Source organism: Novosphingobium sediminis (assembly GCF_007991615.1).
GTDB lineage: Bacteria > Pseudomonadota > Alphaproteobacteria > Sphingomonadales > Sphingomonadaceae > Novosphingobium > Novosphingobium sediminis.
In genome coordinates this window covers 1-22,019 of the sequence record NZ_BJYR01000021.1, presented here as the reverse complement: position 1 = coordinate 22,019, position 22,019 = coordinate 1, and the positions used below count along the sequence as shown (strand labels likewise).

Here is a 22,019-nt window from a genome sequence, read left to right as displayed (position 1 = left end):
CCTTGGCGCAGGCCATCGGCCTTGATTGAATGACCAGACCAATGATTACGCCAGACCAATGATTACGATTGACGGCTCGGAAGGCGAAGGCGGCGGGCAGATGGTGCGCAATTCCTGCGCCCTCTCGCTTGTCACCGGCGAGCCCTTCCGCATTACCAACGTGCGCGGAAAGCGCTCCAAGCCCGGCCTGATGCGCCAGCATGTGACGGCGGTGGAGGCCGCGTGCGTGATTTCAGGCGCGGAATGCAGCGGGCTTGCCGTGGGCGCTTCGGAGCTCACGTTCAGGCCCGGACGGGTGGCGGGCGGCGAATACCACTTCGCGGTGGGGACCGCCGGATCGACCGGACTGGTGCTCCAGACCATCCTCATGCCGCTGGTGCTGGCATCTACCCCCTCGCGCCTCGTGCTCGAAGGCGGCACGCACAACATGCTCGCGCCTCCGTTCGATTTCATCGAGCGGGCGTTCCTCCCGATCATCAACCGCATGGGCCCGCAGGTCTCGGCGCGGCTCGTCAGGCACGGGTTCTACCCGCGCGGCGGCGGGCGGATCGAGGTAGACATCACGCCCGCTCCGCTCCAGCCGCAGACCTGCACAACGCGCGGCGCGCGGACGGGCGTGGCGGCGCAAGTGGTGTTCTCTGGCATGCCGTTCGCGATTGCCGAGCGGATGCTGGCGCGCGCCCGGCACGATCTGGCAGACTGGCCGGAGGATGCCTTCTCGGTCAGGCAGCTGCCGGCAGAGCAAGGTCCGGGGATCATCCTGATGCTGGAGGCCGCGCATTCCGAAGTGACCGAGCTCGTCAGCGGGTTCGGCCAGCTCGGCGTGCCCGGCGAACGGCTTGCCCGTACATCGGCCGCACGGATGAACGGCTACCTCGCGGCAAACGCTTTCGCGGGCCCCTACCTGGCCGACCAGCTGATCCTGCCCTTTGTACTGGCGGACGGCGGCGCGTTCTCGACGGTCAAGCCGAGCCAGCATCTGCTGACCGCGATCGACATCGCGCAGCGCTTCACCGGGCGCCGGATCACGATCGAACAAGCGCCGGCCGGGGAACATCTGCTCGGCTTTTCGTAGCACCAGTGGCGCCCGGTCAACCCAGCAGGGGAATGGCCGAACGCTGCTGGCGCGCCACCATGAGAGCGTAGGCGGCCACAAGCATCGCCTCGGCGCTCTCGGCCTTGCGGAGCAGGTCGGCGAGCACCGGCAGACCGAACGCATCGAGCCGTTCCGCATGGGCAGCGCGAGCACCTTCCAGCATGGCCTGCAGGCCGGGGCCTGCTTCCAGCCGGTCGATCAGATGCTGCCAAACGGCATCGAGCGCGGCTTGTGTGCCATCACGCGGCAGCCGGGTGAAGGTCCGGCTCCCTGCCCGGCGCTGGCGCAGGCGGGCCAGCCAGCCTTGCGCCACACCCGCGCCCTTGCGGGCTGGCGGCTGCCACAGCGTGAGATCGACCGGCGATCCATCGCCGATCAGGGTGAGCGGGGTAACCGCCAATCCCTGGCGTTCGCGACTGATCTTGACCAGCACCAGCCCACGCCAGCCATGCGTCACAGCCGTCTCCAGCGCCTCGATTGCAGTGGCGGCGGGATCATCGTGATCCACCGTCAGCGCGAGCCACGCACCGGTTTCATCGAGCACCGGCCAGATCAGTTGCTGCGCGAAATCATCGAAATAGGGCGCAGCGGTCTGCGCGGGCGCGATCAGGCATGCTGCCGGACCGCGTCCCGCATCCAGCCCCAGCCCCGACTGCGCCTGATGCACCCCGCGCAGATCGGTCCACTGGCGCACCGTGCCGGGCAGGTCGGCGGGCGGTTTCGCGAACGGCTCGACAACCGTGGCGCGAGCCGCCGCTGGTGCGGAGAGGCGGCCGTCCACAGACATGTTGGCGCCTTCCAGCGCCAGCCGCGCATGCGCCAATGTGGCGAGCGGCGCTGCCTGCCAGACAGACTGGTAGCGCCATGCTTCGCCGGGCATGAACTGCGGGTCCTGCCCGGGGCCGCGCGCCAGGCTCGTGCTCAGCCAGCGGCCGCTGTCCGGCTCGACAAACCACGCCGTCACTCCGCGTGCACCGGTCGCGGTACGCCAGCGTTCACCGCCGCAACCGATCAGATCAAGCGGTGCTGCCGGTGCGAAACTGCGCCGGACCTGCCCGACAAGCGCCGCCTGCCGGTCTGCATTTCCGCTGCCCAGCGCACGCGCAAGGGCAAACGCAGTCGCGGTCTGCTCCAGCAGGGTATCGGGATCGAACGACAAGGCGCGCTGGCGCCGCAGCCTGATCTGCGCGGCAATCGTCCGCAACATGGCGGCGAGGCGCGGCAAGGCGTCCGCACGGGAGGAGACTGAAAGCTCGAACAGCGATTCCTCGAGCGGGACCGGCGCAAGATTGAAGCCCAGCGCGGCGACCTCACCGAGCGCGCGGGCGATGCCGGCGAGGAAGGCGGGATCGGGCACGAAGGCAGCCACGGCATCCGCAGGCGCATTGGCATCGGGCTCCGGCTCGGCATCAGGCGTAGCGAGGCCGAAGTGGCGGCGCGCGGCAAGCACGGCGGCGGCATGAAGCGCCTTGCGCTGCGCTTTCGGCGCTTTCGAGATCACGCCATCGAAGCCCTGACCGCGCAGGATAAGGACAGGGTCTTCAAGGCCCGGCAATTCGACCGCGACGGCGTTTGGCTGCGAGGTGACCGTCGCCGGATCGCCCGCCATCTCCAGCGCGGCGCGCCAGCTTGCCTTCCCGGCCCAACGCGCAAGCGCGGCAGGATCGAAGGCGGCGAGCAGATCCTCAGGTTCGGCAGCAGTGGCCTCCGCCGGAGCCTCCTCGGACGCCGCTTCTCCAGCCGGCTGCGCCAGCACGAACAGCACCGCCGCGATGCGGTGACGACACATCGCGGTCGACTTGCATGCACATTGCGCCGCGCCGGGGCCGCGCATGTCGAGGATCACGAGATGACCGTCAGCTTCCACTTCGGCCTTGCCCGGTGATCCGCTGACCAGCCGCACCTTGCCTTCGTCCACATCGCGGTGGGCGCGGCGCACCAACCCCGGATTGGCGAGCGCTGCCAGCGCGGTGTCGTCATAGGCCACCAGACTCTCGCGCAGGTCAGCACCCGTCATGCGATGCGCGCCCCGATCCATTCGGCAAAGCGGTCCGGCGTCAGCGCAGCGATTTCCATGCCGCAGCCCGCGAGCCGTTCGGCCATGCGCCGATCGTAGACCGGCGCAGCGTCATCGCTTAGCGCGCCAAGGCCGAGCATGGTTATCCGCGCCGAAGCCATCCTGCGGACGGCTGAAAGCAGGCGGCCGACCGGCGCGCCTTCCTCGAAATCGCTGATCAGCACGAAAATCGTCCGCGTGGGCTGGACCGCGAGGCCCTCGCAATATTCGACTGCTGCGCCGATATTGGTACCGCCGCCAAGCTGCACCGACATCAGGACTTCGACGGCATCGTGCGCCTCGCTCGAGAGATCGACGATGGCCGTATCGAACACCACGAGCTTCACCTCGACCGAGGGCAGCGCGGTGAGGATCGAGGCCATGACAGCGGCGTAGATGGTCGAGGAGAGCATCGAACCGGACTGGTCGACGCATAGAATGATCGTCCACGGCAGACGCCGGCGGCTACGCCCATGGAAGCGCAGCCGGTCCGCCACGATCCGGCTACGCTCGCTGTCCCAGTTCTTGAGGTTGTCGCGGATCGTCTCACGCCAGGCGAAGTTTTTCATCGCCTTCAATTGGCTGCGGCGAAAGCGGTTGGGCCTGCCGGCCAGCGCGGCCTCGATACGGGGGCGCAGCTGGCGCAGGATCTCCTCCACCACCTTGCGCGTCACTTCACGGATCTTTTCACGCGCCGCCGGATTGGCCGCACCCTTGAACGCGATCAGCGCCTTGAGCAGATCGCGGTTGGGCTCCAGCGCATCAAGCACGGCAGGGTCGGAGAGCAGTTCGCTCATGCCCAGATTATCGATCGCGTGGGCCTGCACGGTCTCGTAGACCGATTGCGGGAACAGATCGCGCAGCTCGCCAAGCCAGCCGAGTGGGGTGAGGCTGGTCGGATCGAGCGAGCCGCCCTTGCCGCCAGATTTGCCGCGCCGCAGCCCGCGCTTCTCCATCTCGCGCGCATAGAGGTAATCAAGCGCACGGTCGGTGCGCTGGTCCTCGCCGGTCAGCCCGGAGGACGGCAGCGCGCGTTCGGCGTAGCGGCCCAGGGCAAGGCGCCAGCGGCGCAGGAGCTGCGGATCAGTCATGCGAGACCGTCCAGCGCGAGGATGGCCTGCAATTCACGGTCGAGCGCGAGATTGGCGGCAAGATCGGCCTCGGGGATCTCGAGCAGCGTGGCCAGCCGGTTCGGATCGGCCCCGATGAGATCGGCGACCTCGCTGGCCAGCCGGTCCGTCTCGCGCGGGTCGAGCGGCATGAGCGCGAGGCGCAAGTGCGGGAGGAGCGCGACGAAATCCTCCTCGCTCGCGCCGGCCACCACATCGTTGAGCGCGGTGATGATGACAGGCGTGGTCCACAGCAATTCGCGCGCGATCGCGATGACGCCGCCGAGGAAGGCAAGCCGGTCGGCAGGATCGACATAGCCGCTCGCCAGTTCGCCGCGCAGCCGCTGCCCGAGCGCGGCGGGGGCGATCTGGCCGCCGGTGATGGCAAAAGCGGTGACTGCGCCCGCCAGCATGGGATCCAGTTCCGCTTCTCCGAGCCGGGCCAGCGCCTCGTCGAACAGGCCAAGGTCGAGCGGTGCGGCGGACGACCGTGCAAGTTCCATCAGGCCGCGCAAATCGGCCAGCGCGGCGATGGCGGGGCGCAATTGGTCCTCCCCGCTCCAGGCAAGCTCTGGCAGCAGGGTGAGGATGCGGCGCCAGGTTGCGGCCATGATCCGGTCAAGCGTGACCGTATCGGCGATGTCCAGCATGTCGCGGCTGCGGCGCAGCAGCACCAGATCGGTGAGCGCCGCAACGAGCGAAGCGAGTTCCGGATCATCAAGAACATGGCGCTCAACCGCATCGAGCACCGCTTCCGCCGCCTCGCCAAGCCCTGCCCGGCACGCCGCGGCGTAGAGATCGATCGCAGCCAGCGCGCTGTGCCCACGGCCAAGCTCGGCAAGCCCCGCGAGCTTCTCGGCCAGCACGGCGGCGAGCGCATCCATCAGCGTGTCCGCCACTTCGGACAGCTCGATCAGGCGCGTTTCGACCTGCGGCGACCAACACACCGACCAGATCTCGTGCAGCCGGTCGAGCCCGGCATCATTGCGAAAATCGGGCCCAGCCGTGCGCTGGGCAAAGCCGGAGCCGATCAGCGCCAGCGCATGGCATAAGCGGCTTGCCTCGCGGTGGCGCGGCTTGCGGTAGATATCAAGTTCGCGCGTGCGGCGCTCGCCATCGGCAACGGTGAAGCCCAGCCCGCGCGCCTTCTCGCGCACCGCTTCCACCAGCGGCGGCGAGCCGGCAGAGGGCGGCACATCGCCAATGGCGCTGCCGGTCAGCCATGTCCGCAATTCGGCAAGCAGCGGGACGTCGCCCAGCGGAATCTCGTCCTTGATGAAGCTGGAACGGACGGCATCGACGATATCGTCGCGCGCTGGAAACGGCCGCCCGCGCAGCGCAGCAAGGCGCTCGGCCTGCTCGACCGCGTTCAGCACGACCGGCAGGCTCGGCGCCGCCATGTCCGTGCCGCGCAGGTGCGCCGCAAAGCCGGTGATGAGGTCCAGCGCAAGCGATGCCCCGCCGCTCTCGCGCGCCTGCCACAGCCGTTCATAGAAGCCGGGGAGCGCAAGGCCCGCGCCATAGCCGGCCAGCGCATCGAGCTGGCGCATACCATAACGGACAAGGTAGGACCGCCCTGCACCTGCCCCGGCCTTGGGTTCCACCACCTTGCCATGAGCCGGATCGATCAGCGCCGCTGCATGGAAGCCGCCGACGAGGACCACGATCGGCCCTTCGATCGCCGCGCGGTGCCGCGCAATCAGCGCGCGCATCTGCGCCTCGCGCGCCAGTGTGCCGTCGCGTCCCATCGTCTCGGCAGAAACCGCGCCGCGAATGCAGGCACAGTACTGCCCAACATCGGCGAAAAAGCGCGCCCAGTCCGGCTCGGCAATGCGGGCTTCGAAGAGCTGGTCCCACACTTCATTGCCATCGCGGCAGCCCAGTTCGCGGGCAAGCGCGGTAACGTAATCGCCAACATCAAATGGCGTCTCGTCGCCGACGAGCGAGCGGTCGCCAGCGTCCTCATCGCCCGAGACCATCGCCGCATCGGTCGAAGGCAAGTCGATAAAGCGCGCCTGAATGCCGCGCGCCTTCGCCGTCTGCAGCGCGATGAGTTCGGGGCTGTGGTTGCAGAACGGGAAGTAGCTGACGACGCGGCGGGTGCCGCCCCCCTTCTCCACATCGCGCAGCACGACAATGGCGACCGGCGCGCGGGTGCGGGGATCGCAGACCTGTTCGATCAGCGGCTCGAAATCGAGCGGTCCTTCGATCAGGATCGCTGCGGGGGCAACTTCCGCCAGCAACCGCTCCAGTTGCGATGCGCAGGCGGGGCTGTGGTGGCGGATCGGCACGATCCACAGATCGCGCGCGGAATCGCGGAGTGGGGGCGCATCCACCTGAGGGGTCACCCCAGCTTGAGCGACCGCGCCGCCGAGTAGAATTCCTTCCACACGCCAGACCGTCCGGCGCGCTCCTTGACGATGTGATCGACATAGGCACGCAGGCGCTTGCCGTCCTCAGGCGAATCCTTGAGCACAACGCCCTGGATCTGGCGCGCGATGTGGACTCCCGACAGCCGCCCATCGTCGAGATAGGCCGCCTCCAGCGCAGCAGCATGGAGCACGTTGACCGCCTCTGCCGTGGACATGACCGCATCGGGCCGGTTGAGGTTCACGCCTTCCGCGGTGCGCCCGGTGCGCAGATCCTGGAACGTGCGCACGAGGAGATCAGCCACCTCGCGTTCCCCGCGCACGACGACGCCCGCGGGTTCCAGCCGCTCGGCAAGTTGCTTAAGCACCAGTTCGCGCTCGAAATCAGGGTCGCTGATCGGGTGCACCGTTTCGAAATTGAAGCGCCGCTTGAGCGCGCTGGAAATCTCGTGAACACCCCGGTCGCGCAAGTTGGCAGTTGCGATCACGTTGAAGCCGGGCGCCGCCATTGCCACAGCGTCCGGGCCGAGTTCGGGCAGCGCCAGCGCCTTTTCCGAAAGGATCGAGATCAGCGCGTCCTGCACTTCAGGCGGGCAGCGGGTGATTTCCTCAAAGCGCACGATGCGGCCGCTGCGCATGGCATTGAGCACCGGCGAAGGCACCAGTGCGCGCTCGCTTGGCCCTTCGGCGAGTAGCAGGGCATAGTTCCAGCCGTAGCGGATATGGTCTTCGGTCGTGCCCGCCGATCCCTGCACCACCAGCGCCGAGGTGCCGCAGACCGCGGCAGCGAGCAGTTCGGAGAGAAGCGATTTGGCCGTCCCCGGCTCGCCCACCAGCATGAGCCCCTGCTGGCTCATCAGACTGACGATAGCGCGGTCGGCCAGCGGATCATCGCCATAGAACTTGCGCGTGATGCCCAGCCGCGCATCGCCGAGCAGAAACTTGCGCACCGCGCGCGGCGAAAGCCGCCAGCCCGCCGGACGCGGACTGCCTGCGTCATCCGCCGCCAGCGCGGCAAGCTCTGCGGCATAGCGCTGCTCGGCCGGTCTGCGAATCGCCTCGGTCTGCTCGGTCATGCGTAAGCCTTCTTGTTCCAGTCGGTATCGAAGCCGGTGCCCTTGGCAGCGATATCATGATAATCGCGCCAGCACTCGGCGAGCAGCACCGGCGGCACATCGCGCAGCGCCACAGCCGTGCCGCCGGAGCCGGCCCCGCGCAACTTGCGGAAGTGCAGCGATTGCAGCGCGGAAGGGCGGTTCTCTTCGGGGAGCGGACTGCCGGTGAATTCGATCTCCACCTGAAGCCCTGCTTCGCGGTAGGCCTTTTCGTAGGTGAGGAACCACCCGCCATCCTGCGCCGGGCCGCGTTGCCAGCCCAGCTTGGTCGCAACGCCGCGTAGCTTGAAAGTCTCGATCATCCAGCCCTCGCGGTCACTGATGGAGCGATTGCCATAATCTGCGGGATCGAGCAGCGGCAGATCCCGGCCCAGCTGGTCGAATGGCGGCTGCACTGCGTAGTCCGTCAGATGCCGGCGCCACGCGGCGATAGCGGCGGTATCGAGCAGCGAGGAATGGGTGAGCCGGACCTCGGCAAAGGCGGCGATATCGACATCGCCGTCCTCTGCATCGGTATAGCTGCCATCCCCCAGCGGGCGGAACAGCCCCAGCGACTGGGCTTCGTGATCGTAGCCCTGCCATACCAGCCGCGCCGCGATCCGGCCGACGATGGGATGACCGGCCACGAAGCTCTCCCAATCCTCACGCGGCCAGCTTCGCTGCAGGCACATCGCTTCCTTCAGGCGCTCGGTCTGCGCTGCGAAGACCTGCTTCGTTTCCTTGCGCGCGTTCGACAGCAGCTTCTTCGCCGCTTCGACCACCGGGCGCTCCTCGTCGATCCGGGGGCCGGGCAGCGCCTTCACTTCGCGGCCATCGGCGTTGAGCAGCACCAACGCATCCTGCTCGTCGAGCCGCGCGACATAAGTCCGCCCCTCGCCGCAATCGAGCTCCACCACGCCATCGGCATCGAAGCCGGCGGTGGGCACGGTGCGATCGGCAAGCTGTGCCGCCGACCAGCCATTCTGATCGGCAATCGCATCGATCAGCGCACCGGCATGAGCCTGTACGCTCTTCTGCTTGGAGCGGTTTGAGGCAGCAAGCACGACCTGCAGCGCGGCGCTGCTGCCATTGGCTGCCAGCGCTTCGAGCAGCGCCTTGGACTGCGCGACGCGCGCGCCGTGATCCTTGAGGAACGCACGCACACGCTGCGCCGCATCGGCCCCGTTTACCTTCACACAAAGCGCGAGGATGCCCTTGCTGTCCACTGCGCTCCCCAGATAGGTGGAAGCCATCCCCGCCCTGAGCCGCGCGAAGACAACATCGCGATCAGTCGGGAAATAATCGGCGCTTTGCGGCCAGCGCTTGGCATTGGCGATATTGTTCTGCAGCACCGCAGCGACATTCGCGGCGGCATAGGCGTTGGCTTCCTCGTCGGTCGGCGTGCGGGTGTCCTCGTCGATCCATGACGTGAGCACCATCCAGCCCAGCTTGTGCGCATCACCCGGCGCAAGCCGGTCCAGCCAAAGCGACATCAGCGCATTCCCGCCGGGCTGCTTGAGCTTGCCCGCCAGCATCACCCACCAGCGCGGCAGCAGCGGATCGACCAGCTCACCGCTGTCCCACTTCAGCGGCGGCAGCCGTTCGAACGGGAACCAGTCGAGCGCCTTGATCTTGAGTTTGGCGAGCCCGGTGCGGGCATCCTTGAGCATCGCATCCTGCGCAAAGAATTCGGAGACGTCCTCTCCCAGCCGTTCAAGCGCGGAAATCATCGCGGCGCGGGCAAGATCGCTCTTGTCCTTGGCCAGCGCGCGGCGGATCGCGGGCACTTCGCCGCTCTCACCGCGCCGGGCAAGCCAGTCTGCCGCCTGCGCACGCACGTCCTGCCGCCCGTCTTCCAACTGCCGCGCGATGGCCTCGCCCAGCCCCGGCGTACCGGCAAGCAGCGCGCGCGCCGGGGTGCGAACGTGGCTCGATGTCTCGCCCGCAAGGATCAGCAGACGCGAACGGTAGCGCGCAGGCAGCTTGGGAAAATGGCCGAGAATTTCCAGCCCCGCCGTAACCCGCATCGCGCTGCCGCCCGTTTGCGGGACCATCCCCAGCGCCTCGTCGATCAACGCCATCCTCTCGGGCAGGAGCGGCCAGAGCGCCCCTTCCAGATCGGGCAGCGGTCCATACCAGCGCTGCGTCAGATGATCGCGGACGAAGTCATGGCCGCCGTTCTCAAGCCACGCGGCATAGAGAGTCCGAATATCGAGCCCTGCCGCGAGCCGCCGCACGACAGCCGCGCCCGCCGGTCCCGAATAACCGTTGAATATGCTGGAAAAGTGGCGGTGCGAAGCACCGAGCGCCATGCGCACCAGATGGTACAACGTGATGCGCGGATCATCGAGGAACTGGTCCACCGCGGGGTGACGGAACTGCCCGAAATTCAGCCAGCCCATGGCGGTCTGGGCCGTACTGATCTGGTAGGTGCTTTCCGCCAGCACCGCGATCCGTTCCAGCGCGCCGCGATTGACCGGCGAATAGTTCTTAGACCAGTGCCACCGAAACTGCTCGGCCTCCTTCTTGCCGGCTGCAAGCATGCGGTTGAACTCGTCCACTGCTGGCGCCAGCACATCCAGCGCCCTGCGGTCGAACGGCGTCGCTTCCGGAGCAGGCTCGGCCGGAGGCAGCGCGACCCATGTGCCATCGACCGCGGTATAACCTTCCGCGCCGTCCGGCCGCTGTGGCACCGCCTCCACCGCACCACTTGCAAGGGGCGCGGCACTGCTGCTGCGGTCGAACGCCGCAAGCACCTTGGCCGATGTCTCGCCCTCCCGCAGCTGCGCCAGCACATGCGGGGCGAGATCGCCCAGAGTCAGCGCGGCAACTTCGACCAGTTCGGCGCGCGCGCCCGGTGCTGCCTTGGCAAAGCGTTCACTGATGGCGGCGGCCAGTACCGCGCCATTGCTGCCGGTCAGCGCCTGCCGTGCGGCGGTGCGCACTTTCTTGGACGAGCCGATAGACGCCTCAAGCAGCACGGGCAGATAGCGCGCCTGCTGCCCGAAGCGGCCGATGCTTGCGATCACTTCGGCGCGAACATCGGCGCCCAGATCGGGAAGAGCAGCGCTGATGGCGTCGCTCCTGCCCTGCAGGAACGCCTCAACCCCGGCAAAGCGATCAACCGAGGTGTTGGTGCCATATTGTGCGGCATCGCGGCAGAACAGGATATCGAGCACGGCGCCAAGGCCCAGTTCGCCGAACGCAGCGAGTTCTTCGAGCGTTTCCACCGGCTGGTTCTTGCGCCCATGTCCCAGCCACTGCGTCACCACATGCCGCAGCCAGTCGGGCGATTTCTTCGTGCCGAAATAGCCCCAATCCCAGTTGATCGGATCAACTGCGGCGAGCACCTCGCCCAGCCGCAACATCTGGTCCACCCGCCAATCCGCCAGCGCCGTGAACAGACCGCTCTCGTCCCTGATCGGAAAGATCTGGTGGCGCGCGCGCCACGCCTGCTGCACCGCGCTGCCTTGCAGCTTGAGCAAGAGCGAGGATTGCTCCCCCGCGCAGACATAGGCGGCGATCTGCTTTGATAAGCCGCGCTCCTGCTTCTCGAGCACTTCGAAGTGCTTGACGATCTTGCCGATAGGCGCGTTGCCGATAGCTTCGGCCGATGCCGTGCCGACAAGACCAAGCGACGTCTTGAAGCGGTCCCAGATCCCCAACGCCACGGCTTCCCCCAGCCCCTGTGCAGACACCCGACCGGAGTGGGCGCCGTGCGAAAATCCAACCAATTCGGAGGCTTCGCAGCGCCCGAGAGATGACGGTCATTCTTCGCACCGCACGCCAATGCGTCAAGCGATCATCATGGTGTTCGTCTGCATCTTTTCTGCACGAAGGCCGCTTCGGAATTGCACGACACGTGCAGGCCGCTCTCCTCGCACTGCCTCCACCCCCGGCATGTCCATGAGTTGGAGATTGGCATGATCGGCTTGAAACACAGGGGGAGTTTCCTGTTCAAACTTGGCGCGGCGGTCGGCCTCGCCGCATGTGCGGATATTGCACTGTTCGATTGGGAAGCAGGCCGGATGGCGGTCGGCCCGCTGCAACTGCTCCTGCTTGCCGTGGCAGCCGCCGCGCGGCCGGCCATCGCGCACAGCGGCCCGGCACGCCTCTGCTTCGGCCTTGCCGCCATCGCTGCCCTCGCAATGTTCATCGATCCGGGGTTTCTGGCCTGGTCGCTGTTCTGGGTCTTCGCCGGCATGGGCACGCTGATGCCTGCCACGGCGCGCTTTGGCGATGCCTGGGGCTGGTGCCAGCAACTGATCTGGCACGCCCTGCGCGCCGGGTTTGCCCCCTGGCTCGACGCGCGCCGCCTGCTCCGCGTGAAGCGCCGCAGCAGCCGGGGGCACATGCGCCGCGCGTTGCCGCAACTGGTGCTGCCCGCAATCGGCAGTTGCGTGATTCTGGGCCTGTTTGCCAAGGCCAATCCGGTGATCGAGCATTGGTTCGATAGCCTCCTGTCGCTTTCGCTGCCGGAACTCTGGATCGTGCGCCTCCCCATTGCCGCGATCTGGTTCACGATGGCGTGGAGCCTGCTGCGCCCGCGCCTCTGCCGCCACGTGCTCGGCACCTTCGATGGGCGGGGCGATCTGGCCCTGCCGGGTGTGACGCCGGCGTCGGTTCAGCTGTCGCTGATCGCGTTCAACGCCTTGTTCGCACTGCAGAATGCGATGGACCTGCTGTGGCTGTGGGGCATCGCGCCCTTGCCCAAAGGCATGACGCTTGCGGAATATGCGCATCGGGGCGCCTATCCCCTGATCGTGACCGCGCTGCTCGCGGCCGGGTTCGTCCTGGTGGCGCTACGCCCCGGTTCGAAGACCGCGTCGATGCCGCTGGTCCGCCGCCTCGTCGTAGTGTGGATCATGCAGAATGTCCTGCTCGTAGCCAACGCGGCCCTGCGCACGCTGGACTACATCGCGGCCTACTCGCTGACCGAACTTCGCATCGCCGCACTGCTGTGGATGGGCCTCGTCGCGCTCGGCCTCCTGCTCGTCATGTGGCGCCTGCTGCGCGACAAGAGCGCATCATGGCTCATCAACAGGAATGCCGCTGCCGCGCTCGCGCTGCTGATGAGCTGCAGCTTCGTCGATCTCGATGCGGTGTCCGCGCGCTACAACGTCGCCCACGCCCGCGAACTCGGTGGTAGCGGCGCCGCGCTTGATATCTGCCACCTTCAGGGCATGGGAGTCTCTGCGATCACAGCGCTGGCCCGGCTGGAGCAACGCCCCGCGCCGGAAGCGATCCATTTGTGGGCGCGTCTGCTGCGCGAGAACGCACAGGCAGAGCTTACCCGCGATCTCGCCGAATACCGCTGGAGCGTGCTGGGCGCCCTGCGCCTTGCGGAAGTGCGCGCGGTTCTGCGCAAGGACGCGCTCAACCCTGCGGATCATGGCTGGATCGATTGCACGCACCGCGATCCGGGTGAACTGCGCGCAGCCTTGGGGCTCGAACCGCCAGTTCCCGCGCCCGCATTCGCACCCGCATTGACCCGGCCCGCGAAGCCATGAAAGATCAGCCGATGACCAGCACCGGCCCCCGCAAGGTTCTCCTTGTCGATGATGATCCGCACATCCGCCAGGTGCTTGCCTTCGCCTTCGCCAAGGCGGGCATGAGCACCGAGGAAGCGATCGACGGCGAGGCAGCGCTGGCCATGGTGTCCGCCGCTGCGCCCGATCTCCTCGTGCTCGATATCAACATGCCGCGCATGGATGGCCTCGAAGTGTGCCGCCGCCTGCGCGCGATGGATTGCGCGGTACCGATCCTGTTCCTCTCCTCGCGCGATGAAGAGATCGACCGCGTGCTGGGGATCGAACTGGGCGCCGACGACTACGTAGTCAAACCCTTCTCGCCGCGCGAAGTCGTGGCGCGCGCAGGTGCAATCCTCCGCCGTGTGGCCCCAGCCCCAGCCCCGCCCCCCGCACGCGGTGCTGAGAGCGAGGTCAGGCACGGCCTGCTGCGGCTCGATACCGCAGGCTGGCAGGCCTTCTGGAACGGCGAGGAAGTTGCACTTACGGTCACTGAATTCTCGCTGCTCGCGGCCCTTCTGGCAGCGGGCAACCGCATCCTTTCGCGCGATGCGCTGATCGACCGGCTGCACGGCCCGGGCTTTGCGGTGACCGATCGCACGATCGACAGCCACATCCGCAACTTGCGCCGCAAGTTCGCCCAGTGCGGCGCGCAAGACGTGATCGAAACCCGCGCGGGTATCGGCTACCGGCTTGGCCCTTGCAGCAACTGATGCTCCAGGTGAAACGGCTGATCGCGCGCTTCTGGCCGGTGCTGCGCCTGCGCTCGATCATGTTCAGCCTGCTGCTTCTGGTGGCCGCCCTGCCCGGAGTCGCCGCCATCGGGCTCAGGGTCTATGAGAACGCCCTGGTTCGCCGCACCGAGGCGGAACTTATCGCACAGGGCAGCGCGCTTGCCGCCAGCACGGCGTTCGGCTTCACCCGCAGCGCCGTGCCAACCGCGCAAGGCCCCTCGCCCGATCCGCAAGACTATGATGATCGCACCATCTCGACGCACATCGACTTGCGCACCACACCTGTGCTCGGCGAACGCCCCGATCCTGCACCGACCGCGCTGAAGCCCGATCCTGCCGCTGCGGAGATGGCCCTGGCCTGGTCCCCGGTTATCGATCAAACCAAGGAGACAACGCTCGCGGCGATCATGCTCCTTGATCGGCAGGGCATCGTGCTCACCGGGCGCGATGCCGGGAAATCGCTGGCCACCCTCCCCGAAGTGCGCGCCGCGCTGGCAGGCAAACCGTTGACCACCCTGCGCCACAACGGCGCCTATCGGCAGTCCTACGCGCTCGAATGGATCAGCCGGGCGACCGATATCCGCTTGCACCACGCCCGGCCGATCATAGTGGACGGCCGTGTTGTCGGCGTGATCCTGCTTTCGCGCTCACCGCGCGCCCTGTTTCGCGGGATGTACGAGGACCGGGGCAAGATCGCGGCTGGCACGGCGGCGATCTTCCTGTTTCTCGTGGGCGTCACGGCCGCGCTTGGCCGCACCATCGTGCGTCCGCTCGAGGCGCTTAGCCGAACGACGCGCTCGCTGGCGGAAGGCCGCCCCGCCGCCCCGCCCCAGCCCACCTTGCGAGTGCAGGAAATCGACAGCCTGATCCGCGATTTCGCGACGATGGCTGCGGCAATCGAGGTGCGCTCGCACTACTTGCGCGATTTTGCCACGGCCCTAGCGCACGAATTCAAGACCCCGTTGACCGGTCTTTCCGGCGGCATCGAGCTGTTGCAGGATCATGGCGCCGCGATGTCGGAAGCGGAACGCGCGGGCTTTCTTGCCAACATGGCCGCCGATACCCAGCGCCTCAACCGCCTGATCTCGCGCCTCCTCGATCTCGCCAGAGCAGACATGCAGCGCCCGCACGAAGACGCCTCCTGCGACCTTGCCGATGTGCTCGCCCGCATTGCCGACGGGTTCGCCAGCACCGGCTTCACGATAGAGCTCACCGCTGCGGGAACACCAGCCCACCTCGGGCAAATCCGCCTGAGAATCGATGGCTCGGCGCTCGAAACAGTGCTCACCGTCCTGATCGACAACGCCCGCGCCGCAGGTGCAGACACCGTCACGCTCGAAACCGCCCTTGCAGGACAGGACCTGCACCTCATGGTCCGCGACAACGGTTCGGGCATCGCACCCAACGACCGGGACCGCATCTTCGAACCCTTCTTCACCAGCAAACGCGCGCAAGGCGGCACCGGCCTCGGCCTGCCGATCGCCCGCGCCCTGATCGAAGGGAACGGCGGCTCGCTGACCCTCGAACCGGCAAACGGGGGCGCAAGCTTCCTGCTGATCCTGCCACGGCGAGACTGACCCGCCCGACGCTTCTTCCGAATTCCACGCAAGGAATGGCGCACATTCGGGGTAATTCGGAGTTCTCGTCGCCCAACCCACGAAATGGCATTGCCTAGAGCCAAGCCTCTGGCTAAAGCGCCCGCCAGCCCACGAGGCAGGCCGCTTTAGCTCAGTCGGTAGAGCACATCATTCGTAATGATGGGGTCAGGTGTTCGAATCACCTAAGCGGCACCATTTCCTAATCCGACAGCGTCCGCATTTGGTTGCTAAAACCACGGAAATCCGCCATAATATCGGCAGTTCTGTCCGAACGATTTCGCATCAGTTCGACTGCAATCGGTCGATTTTGGGGGCCTCTGTGGGGATCGATTAGCCTCGCCGATTTTAGGAGGCCCCCAAATGCCCCTGACCGAGATGTCGATCCGTTCACTGAAGACTCGCGCCAAGTCTCACAAAGTGTTGGATGAGAAGGGCTCTACCTCCTCGTGAACCCGTCAGGTGGACGGCTCTGGAAGCTGAAATTCCGCAATTCAGGTGGTACGGAGAAGAGCCAGGCAGCGATCTGCAGCGCACAATTCTTCATGTCCATTTGAAGCTGAGTAGACCTATATCGCTACATCGCGACATATGCCGTTCATCGCTCTTGATTGAGTCGGCAGCAGTCTACCAGACCCAGTCACTTCAGTACCCAAGCCTGAACGACGGCTACTCTTAAGAGCTATCAAAGCGCGACATGGCTTGCAAAAGGGAGCGCCAGAGTTGGCGCCCCCCTTTCCAGTATCAAGCTGCCCTTGCCCGCAGTTCGTCAAAGCTGTGGCGCACCAGCATGGCCCCGTTGCGCCAAACCGGGCGGAGGAGATCGTTGCTCTCATCAACGTCATCTACCCGCCGCGCAACCAGGCGGCATGCCTCGGCAATGACCGCCTGCCGCCCGGCCTTGCTCGCCTTACCGGGATCTGTGGCAGGCGCTTTGGCCACATCGTGCCAGACTCCCTCCGCATCGCGCATCGCGTTGGCTTTCATCGCAAAGCGCAGGGTGTCGCGGTTGACCTGCTGGAGCAGGCCGCCGCCCATGCCGAAGGCGATGTTGTCGATGGCGAAGCCTTCCTCGATCAGCCGGTCGATCAGGCGGGCAATCGTGACAGGCGTCATGCCATCGCCCTGGATCACGCGAACGTGGGGATCGAGGACGCGATAGCCCTTGGCGTTTACGGTGCCCCCAAAAGCTTCCCACAAGGTCTTCACCGCTCGCACCGGTGTCTCGACGGGATCGCCGCTGTCGGGTCGGACCACCAGCGTGCCTTTGCGGGCCAGCACCTTTTCACGCAATGTGCCGCCCCAGATGCCGGTGAGCGCCGCATCGAGGTCGTAGCTGTCCGAGACGACAGCAACGACCTTTCCTTCGCCATCGAAGGCATCGAGCATCTGGGCGTAGGCTTTCTCCTCGCGCTCCCGCCCCCAACTGGTCATCGTGCTGTGCTCGGCCGCCGGGATCGAGAACCCGGCCATGTCCGCGCCATAATAGCGGCGAGCCGCGATCAGCCCTTCCATGGTGTCGGTGCCCATGAAGTTGACGAGGTGGGCCATGCCGCCAAGGCCTGCGCTCTCGCCGCTGCTGGTTCCGCGTGCGCCGAAGTCGTGCAGCTTGAACGGCAACTGGCCTTCCACGTCCTCGCTGGTCTTTTCCAGCCCGGCGCGGATGATCAGGCGGCACTGACGGCTGAGCGTCGCAACGGTCGTCGGATACCAGATCGCGCGGAGCAGCACGGTTTCGATGAAGGTTGCAAGCCATGGCAGGCGCGGATCAGTGGTCTCGACCTGCACCATCGGCACGCCGGTCGGCACGATCATGCCTTCAGGCAGCGCGCGGATCTCGATCGGCAGGTAGCCGCGATGCTCGTCCAGAATGATCTGCCAGCCCTCACGGTTGAACGGCACGCCATGGGCGGCGCAGATCGCCTCGGCCTCGTCGATGTCGGCCGCAGTGATCGGGCGCGCCAGATGGTCCATGAGATAGGGCTGGAGACCCATGAACAGGACCTCGTCGGCAAAGTCGTTGGGCCGCGCCTCGATATACGCGCTCATCGCGCGGGCCTCCGGTGGGTACTGCAGGAAGTGGCTGTGCTTGTAGCTGTCGGTTGCCAGGATCAGATTGGTCATGATGTGAACTCCTCACATGCTTGGCCGATGCAGGACTCCCCTGCGCGGCGCGTCAGTCTTCAAAGGTCGGCCATTTCCTCGATGATGGCCCAGTGGTCCTCGAACAGCATTTCCGGGGAAAGGTCGCCGAAGCGGTACCACTGCGCGTGCGCCGCATCGTCGCCGCCTTTTACGCTGAAGAGCTTGCGACGTTCTGGCAGGCGGAAGAGGAAGGCGTGGGTAATGATCCGCCCACGCAAGGAACGGCTCGGCGCATCGAACACCCGCGTGCGCGCATCCTCAATGAAGCTGGCGAGCATTGCCGGCGGGATCTGGCCCTTGCCGTCGCTGATCGCGGTCTCCTCGCGCAGCTCTCGGATCGCGGCATCGCGGATGCGCTCAGCCGGATTGACGAAGCCGCCTGGCAGCGCAAGCAGGCCCTTGCCCGGCGCTCGGCCCCGCTCGACCAGCAGGATGTGGCCCGACTGGACTACGACCGCATCGGCAGTGACGAAGGGCCCCGTGCCCCACTGCGCAGGATAGGCGGCCAGGAACTCGGCCTCTTCGAGCAAGGCTTTGAACGTCTCGCTCAGCATGAACTCGCGCAGGAAATCAGTGACGCCAGCGGAAAGGATGCTGGCGGGCACTTCCGGGATGCGCTGGAAATAGCGCTGGCGCACGTCGCTCGACGAGAAGGTGCCATACTGACTATCGACCTGCAGGTTCTCCCACTCAGGAAACAGCTTGAGATAAAAGGACGAGGCATCCTTGCCGTAGCCTGCCAGAGCGACACGGAAGTCACTCAGCCCGTGGTTCTGGAAGCCGCGGCCGTTGCCATGCTCGAGCACCAGCGCGCGGACCTTGCGCTGGACCTGCGTGACCCAGGCAGTGTCAGAGTAAAGGTGATCGCCGATCGGCGCAATGATCAGGCGGCCCTGCGCCACTTCGTGCCGGAAGGCGGCGCGCAGCATGGCCTCACGCTCGGCATAAGTGAAAGGGTTGCGCGGGTCGCGCGCGACATTGGCCGATCCTACCAGCACGATCAGCCGCTCGACCTGCTCGAGCGTGCGCGCGATGACGTGTTCGTGGCCGACGTGCAGTGGCTGGAAGCGTCCGATGAAGACGCCGAAATCAAACTTGTCCATATCCGAGGCTCCCCCAGATGATCGAAGCGAGACGGACTCCCCGACTCGCGCCATCCTTATGCGCACTGGACTTATATTCAGTCAAGATATAAGGTGCCCCTATGAGCTACCCGCCTTTTGCCGTCACCGTCGACCTTGTGCTGATGACCGTGGCCGATGGCATTCTGTCGGTCCTGCTGCAGCGCCGCGAAGAGGAGCCTTTTGCCGGCCGGCTTGCACTGCCGGGCGGATTCGTGGGCATCGACGAAACATTGGACGAAGCCGCACGGCGCGTGCTGACGGACAAGGCGAACCTTGCCGCCCAAGCCAGCACCTGGCTGGAGCAACTCTACACCTTCGGCGATCCGATGCGTGATCCACGCATGCGCACAGTCAGCGTCGCTTACTTTGCTCTGCTGTCACACGCGGTCCTGCAACAGGCAGTGACATCGAAAGCCGATCTCGCGCTTAAACCAGTCACTGATCCAGGCGAACCACTGGCCTTCGATCACGCCGCCATCATCGACACAGCGCATGAGCGGCTCCGCGGCAAGCTCGACTACACGCCCGTCGCCTTCGCACTGCTGCCCGACCTGTTTACCCTGCGCGAACTCCAGACCGTGCACGAAGCCATCACCGGAACCGCCTTCAACAAGCCTGCCTTCCGCCGGCGCATGCTTGACACCGGGTGGATCGAAGCAACCGGCCAACACGAGAGCGATACACCGTTCAGGCCGGCCGAACTCTACACGTTAAGAGTGCGAGGCGCCGATGGCAGGGCAGGTTATCAACGAGAGTCTGGCCGCCGATCCTCGAAGGTGCCCCGATAATTTCACAAGCGTTTCAAGGCTATCTCCGACCAGAATGCGACCTTCGCTTCCGATTACGCGAACGTCGCGTAGTGATAGGACCGGTCAATCAGCCTGAGTCAGGCCGTCTGGCGCACCCAGCTGAAGCTTTCATCTATCGGGCGAAATCGGCCTTTGAACCTGTGCCCCACGCTTGACCTCACCCCCGGCCGTTGTTTATTGTCATTTGTGACAATATTCTTTGTTGGAGCACCGAGCATGGGCAGGCCGAGAGTTGGCGAGGAGAGGCGAGAGCAGATTCTCAAGGCCTTCGAGACCTGTGTCGTTCGCAAGGGACTGGCCAAGACGACCCTTGCCGATGTGGCCGAGGAGGCTGGTCAGCCGCGGCCGCTGGTCCGCTATTTCATCGGTAACCGCGAGGCGATGGTCACGGCCTTGATCGATCGCCTGCTGGAGCGTGGCGAGGCGCAGCTCCGGAAGCTTCCAAGGGGCGGTACAGCCGAACAAGCCATTGATGTCCTGCTCGATCAGGTCTTTGCCGATGAGACGAGCAACATCGTGATCATGGAGCTTTGGCACCTATCCTTGCGCGATCACGCCCTGCGTGAACGTCTGGCGGCCATCTATGACCGGGTGATCTTCGAGATTTCGGCCCTGCTCGATGATCCGGATCCTAGGGATCAGGCGTTTTCGGCCGTCGCCCTTGCTTTCGGCGCAGCATTTTTTCGGCACCTCGGGCTCGGTGCCTCGAGCCCTGACAAAGTTCGCGCAGCTTCGCACCGGGTGCTGCGTGCGGACCTTGCCCTTTTGAACGGAGCCTGAGACCATGACCCAAACCTCGCTAATCTCGTTAGGACTGTTCAGCGGCCAGCCGCAGTATGACAATTTCTGCCGCTTCAAGGATATCCTGCCGGTATCACGGATGGCGGCATCGACCACGCCCTATCACTTCGCTGAAGGCCCTGCATTGAGCCTGCCGCAAACCTACAGATTTGCCGGCGAGGAAAGATCCACAGAAGCCTTGCTGGCCGCCACCGACACATCCGCAGTGCTGGTGCTGAAGGACGGCGTTGTCGTGCATGAACTCTATCGCTTGACGGGTGGGCGCGAGGTCCAATGGATCAGTTGGTCGGTTGCCAAGAGCTTTGTCTCGGCGCTGGTCGGGATCGCCGTTTCCGAAGGCAGTATCCGCAGCATCGATGATGCGATCAGCGACTATATCGCCGTCGAATCTGGTTCGGCCTACGCGGGGGTGCGCATTCGGGATGTGCTGCAAATGTCATCTGGCGCGCGCTGGAATGAGGATTATGCCGATACAACATCGGACGTGCACCGGCTCGGCGCGACGATGGCCGGTGCAATGTCGCTCGACACGTTCGTCGCGACCATGGTGGCTGAATCCCCACCAGGGACAGTCTGCCGATACAACAGCGGCGATACGCAGGCACTGGGCGCGTGCTGGTCAAGGCGACGGGGCGCTCGCTGACCGACTACATGCGCGAAAAACTTGTCGAACCATTGGGCTTTGAATCCGACGCCTTCTGGCTGGTCGACGCAGCGGGCATGGAGATGGCCTTCGCCGGTCTGAACATGACCGCACGCGATTATGCCAAGCTGGGTGAGCTCCATCGCAACAACGGGCTGTGGAACGGCCGCCAGATCGTGCCGGAAGATTGGGTCCAGGCCTCGATTCATGCAGATGCCCCCCCATCTGCAACCAGGCCAGCCGATCCTTGCTGATCATCCGCTTGATCTAGGCTATGGATATCAGTGGTGGTTGCCCGACGGGGATAGCGGCGAGTTTAGCGCGATCGGCATCTACAACCAGCTCGTCTACGTTGATCGATCGCGCGGTGTGACCATCGTAAAGCTATCGGCCAATCCAGCTTATGGCACGACCATGGACGAGAGCACCAACCGCGAGATGGAAAACATCGCTCTGCTGCGCGCGATCTCGGCAGCGAGCGCAGCTTAGCGCTGGAGCGCCGACCGTACACCCAGCAGCGACGTCGTGTGCAAATCCAGAGAAGGCAGAGCACGCACCTGACACACTTCGGCAACCGCAAGATATGTGAAGCGGGGGCGGACGGTGGCAACCGTATGCACCGTCCTATGCGGGCCTGACGACAAGTCGCTTGAGGAACTGACCTCCACGCACCTTTATTCGCGCTAAACTGCGGTCTTGATCACGGAGTCGTGCGCACTCTCATTCCAGACTGTTTGAAGGCTCGGGCGGAGTCAAAGGGCTTACTTGGCTCCATCAACGACTGGTCTTGGCGCAATCTGACGCTTCCAGGTGCAACTGCGATCGGCAGCAAAGTCCCACGATGCGGCGTTCGAATGCAGACGACACGCGATCAAATCCGGGCGCAGAGCCATAAGATCACAAAGGGAGGCTAACT

General features: G+C 65.4%; 14 protein-coding genes, 1 tRNA gene and 1 pseudogene. 9 read left to right on the top strand and 7 right to left on the bottom strand.

All coding sequences use genetic code 11. The annotated features are described in order from the left end of the window. The first annotated feature begins 58 nt into the window (after positions 1-58). The gene (gene rtcA, locus NSE01_RS15920) at positions 59-1,075 is read left to right on the top strand and encodes an RNA 3'-terminal phosphate cyclase (protein ID WP_147160642.1); all 1,017 of its coding nucleotides are present in this window, start codon (positions 59-61) and stop codon (positions 1,073-1,075) included. Between the two features lie 16 nt (positions 1,076-1,091). On the opposite strand, the gene NSE01_RS15915 is transcribed toward rtcA, so the two are convergent. Genes NSE01_RS15915 through NSE01_RS15895 form a run of 5 tightly spaced genes read right to left on the bottom strand, consistent with a single transcriptional unit; the run spans position 1,092 to position 11,395 of the window. Further along, positions 1,092-3,113 (bottom strand): YehQ C-terminal OB-fold domain-containing protein, encoded by a 2,022-nt coding sequence (locus NSE01_RS15915; protein ID WP_147160641.1) that lies wholly within the window; start codon positions 3,111-3,113, stop codon positions 1,092-1,094. Then, the gene (locus NSE01_RS15910) at positions 3,110-4,243 is read right to left on the bottom strand and encodes a VWA domain-containing protein (RefSeq protein ID WP_147160640.1); all 1,134 of its coding nucleotides are present in this window, start codon (positions 4,241-4,243) and stop codon (positions 3,110-3,112) included. The genes NSE01_RS15915 and NSE01_RS15910 overlap by 4 nt, the downstream gene beginning before the upstream one ends. Beyond that, the gene (locus tag NSE01_RS15905; RefSeq protein WP_147160639.1) at positions 4,240-6,597 is read right to left on the bottom strand and encodes a DUF5682 family protein; all 2,358 of its coding nucleotides are present in this window, start codon (positions 6,595-6,597) and stop codon (positions 4,240-4,242) included. The genes NSE01_RS15910 and NSE01_RS15905 overlap by 4 nt, the downstream gene beginning before the upstream one ends. 8 nt (positions 6,598-6,605) lie before the next feature. Further along, entirely contained in the window at positions 6,606-7,706 is a 1,101-nt protein-coding gene (locus tag NSE01_RS15900; protein ID WP_147160638.1) for an ATP-binding protein, read from the bottom strand. Next, positions 7,703-11,395 (bottom strand): DUF4132 domain-containing protein, encoded by a 3,693-nt coding sequence (locus NSE01_RS15895; protein ID WP_147160637.1) that lies wholly within the window; start codon positions 11,393-11,395, stop codon positions 7,703-7,705. The genes NSE01_RS15900 and NSE01_RS15895 overlap by 4 nt, the downstream gene beginning before the upstream one ends. A gap of 252 nt (positions 11,396-11,647) precedes the next feature. Between NSE01_RS15895 and NSE01_RS15890 the strand changes: the two genes are divergently transcribed. The 4 genes from NSE01_RS15890 to NSE01_RS15875 all read left to right on the top strand — a co-directional run bounded on the left by NSE01_RS15890 (position 11,648) and on the right by NSE01_RS15875 (position 15,779). Then, positions 11,648-13,234 carry a DUF4153 domain-containing protein gene (locus tag NSE01_RS15890; protein WP_147160636.1) on the top strand — a complete coding sequence of 529 codons (1,587 nt, stop codon included), beginning with the start codon at positions 11,648-11,650 and terminating at the stop codon, positions 13,232-13,234. 11 nt (positions 13,235-13,245) lie between these two features. Further along, positions 13,246-13,965: a response regulator transcription factor gene (locus NSE01_RS15885; protein ID WP_147160635.1), complete on the top strand. Its 720-nt coding sequence runs from the start codon at positions 13,246-13,248 to the stop codon at positions 13,963-13,965. Beyond that, positions 13,965-15,563, top strand: a complete 1,599-nt coding sequence (locus NSE01_RS15880) for a sensor histidine kinase (protein WP_246135245.1) — start codon at positions 13,965-13,967, stop codon at positions 15,561-15,563. Before NSE01_RS15885 ends, NSE01_RS15880 begins: the two co-directional genes overlap by 1 nt. Positions 15,564-15,703: 140 nt before the next feature. Further along, positions 15,704-15,779: transfer RNA gene (locus NSE01_RS15875), tRNA-Thr, on the top strand. A gap of 546 nt (positions 15,780-16,325) precedes the next feature. Here the strand turns inward: NSE01_RS15875 and NSE01_RS15870 are convergent. Then, positions 16,326-17,705: a nicotinate phosphoribosyltransferase gene (locus NSE01_RS15870; RefSeq protein ID WP_147160634.1), complete on the bottom strand. Its 1,380-nt coding sequence runs from the start codon at positions 17,703-17,705 to the stop codon at positions 16,326-16,328. Between the two features lie 59 nt (positions 17,706-17,764). After that, a complete protein-coding gene (locus tag NSE01_RS15865) occupies positions 17,765-18,829 on the bottom strand; it encodes a bifunctional nicotinamide-nucleotide adenylyltransferase/Nudix hydroxylase (RefSeq protein ID WP_147160633.1) in 1,065 nt (354 codons plus the stop codon). 101 nt (positions 18,830-18,930) lie between these two features. On the opposite strand from NSE01_RS15865, the gene NSE01_RS15860 reads away from it, so the two are divergent. From NSE01_RS15860 to NSE01_RS21550, 4 genes and pseudogenes are all read left to right on the top strand, one after another. Continuing rightward, positions 18,931-19,638 (top strand): NUDIX hydrolase, encoded by a 708-nt coding sequence (locus tag NSE01_RS15860; protein ID WP_147160632.1) that lies wholly within the window; start codon positions 18,931-18,933, stop codon positions 19,636-19,638. A gap of 153 nt (positions 19,639-19,791) precedes the next feature. Beyond that, on the top strand, positions 19,792-20,439 hold the full coding sequence (locus NSE01_RS15855; protein ID WP_147160631.1) for a TetR/AcrR family transcriptional regulator: 648 nt from the start codon (positions 19,792-19,794) through the stop codon (positions 20,437-20,439). 4 nt (positions 20,440-20,443) lie between these two features. Further along, positions 20,444-21,357: pseudogene (locus NSE01_RS21560) on the top strand (serine hydrolase domain-containing protein). 37 nt (positions 21,358-21,394) lie between these two features. Then, on the top strand, positions 21,395-21,592 hold the full coding sequence (locus NSE01_RS21550) for a hypothetical protein (protein ID WP_218033286.1): 198 nt from the start codon (positions 21,395-21,397) through the stop codon (positions 21,590-21,592). The last annotated feature ends 427 nt before the right edge of the window (positions 21,593-22,019 follow it).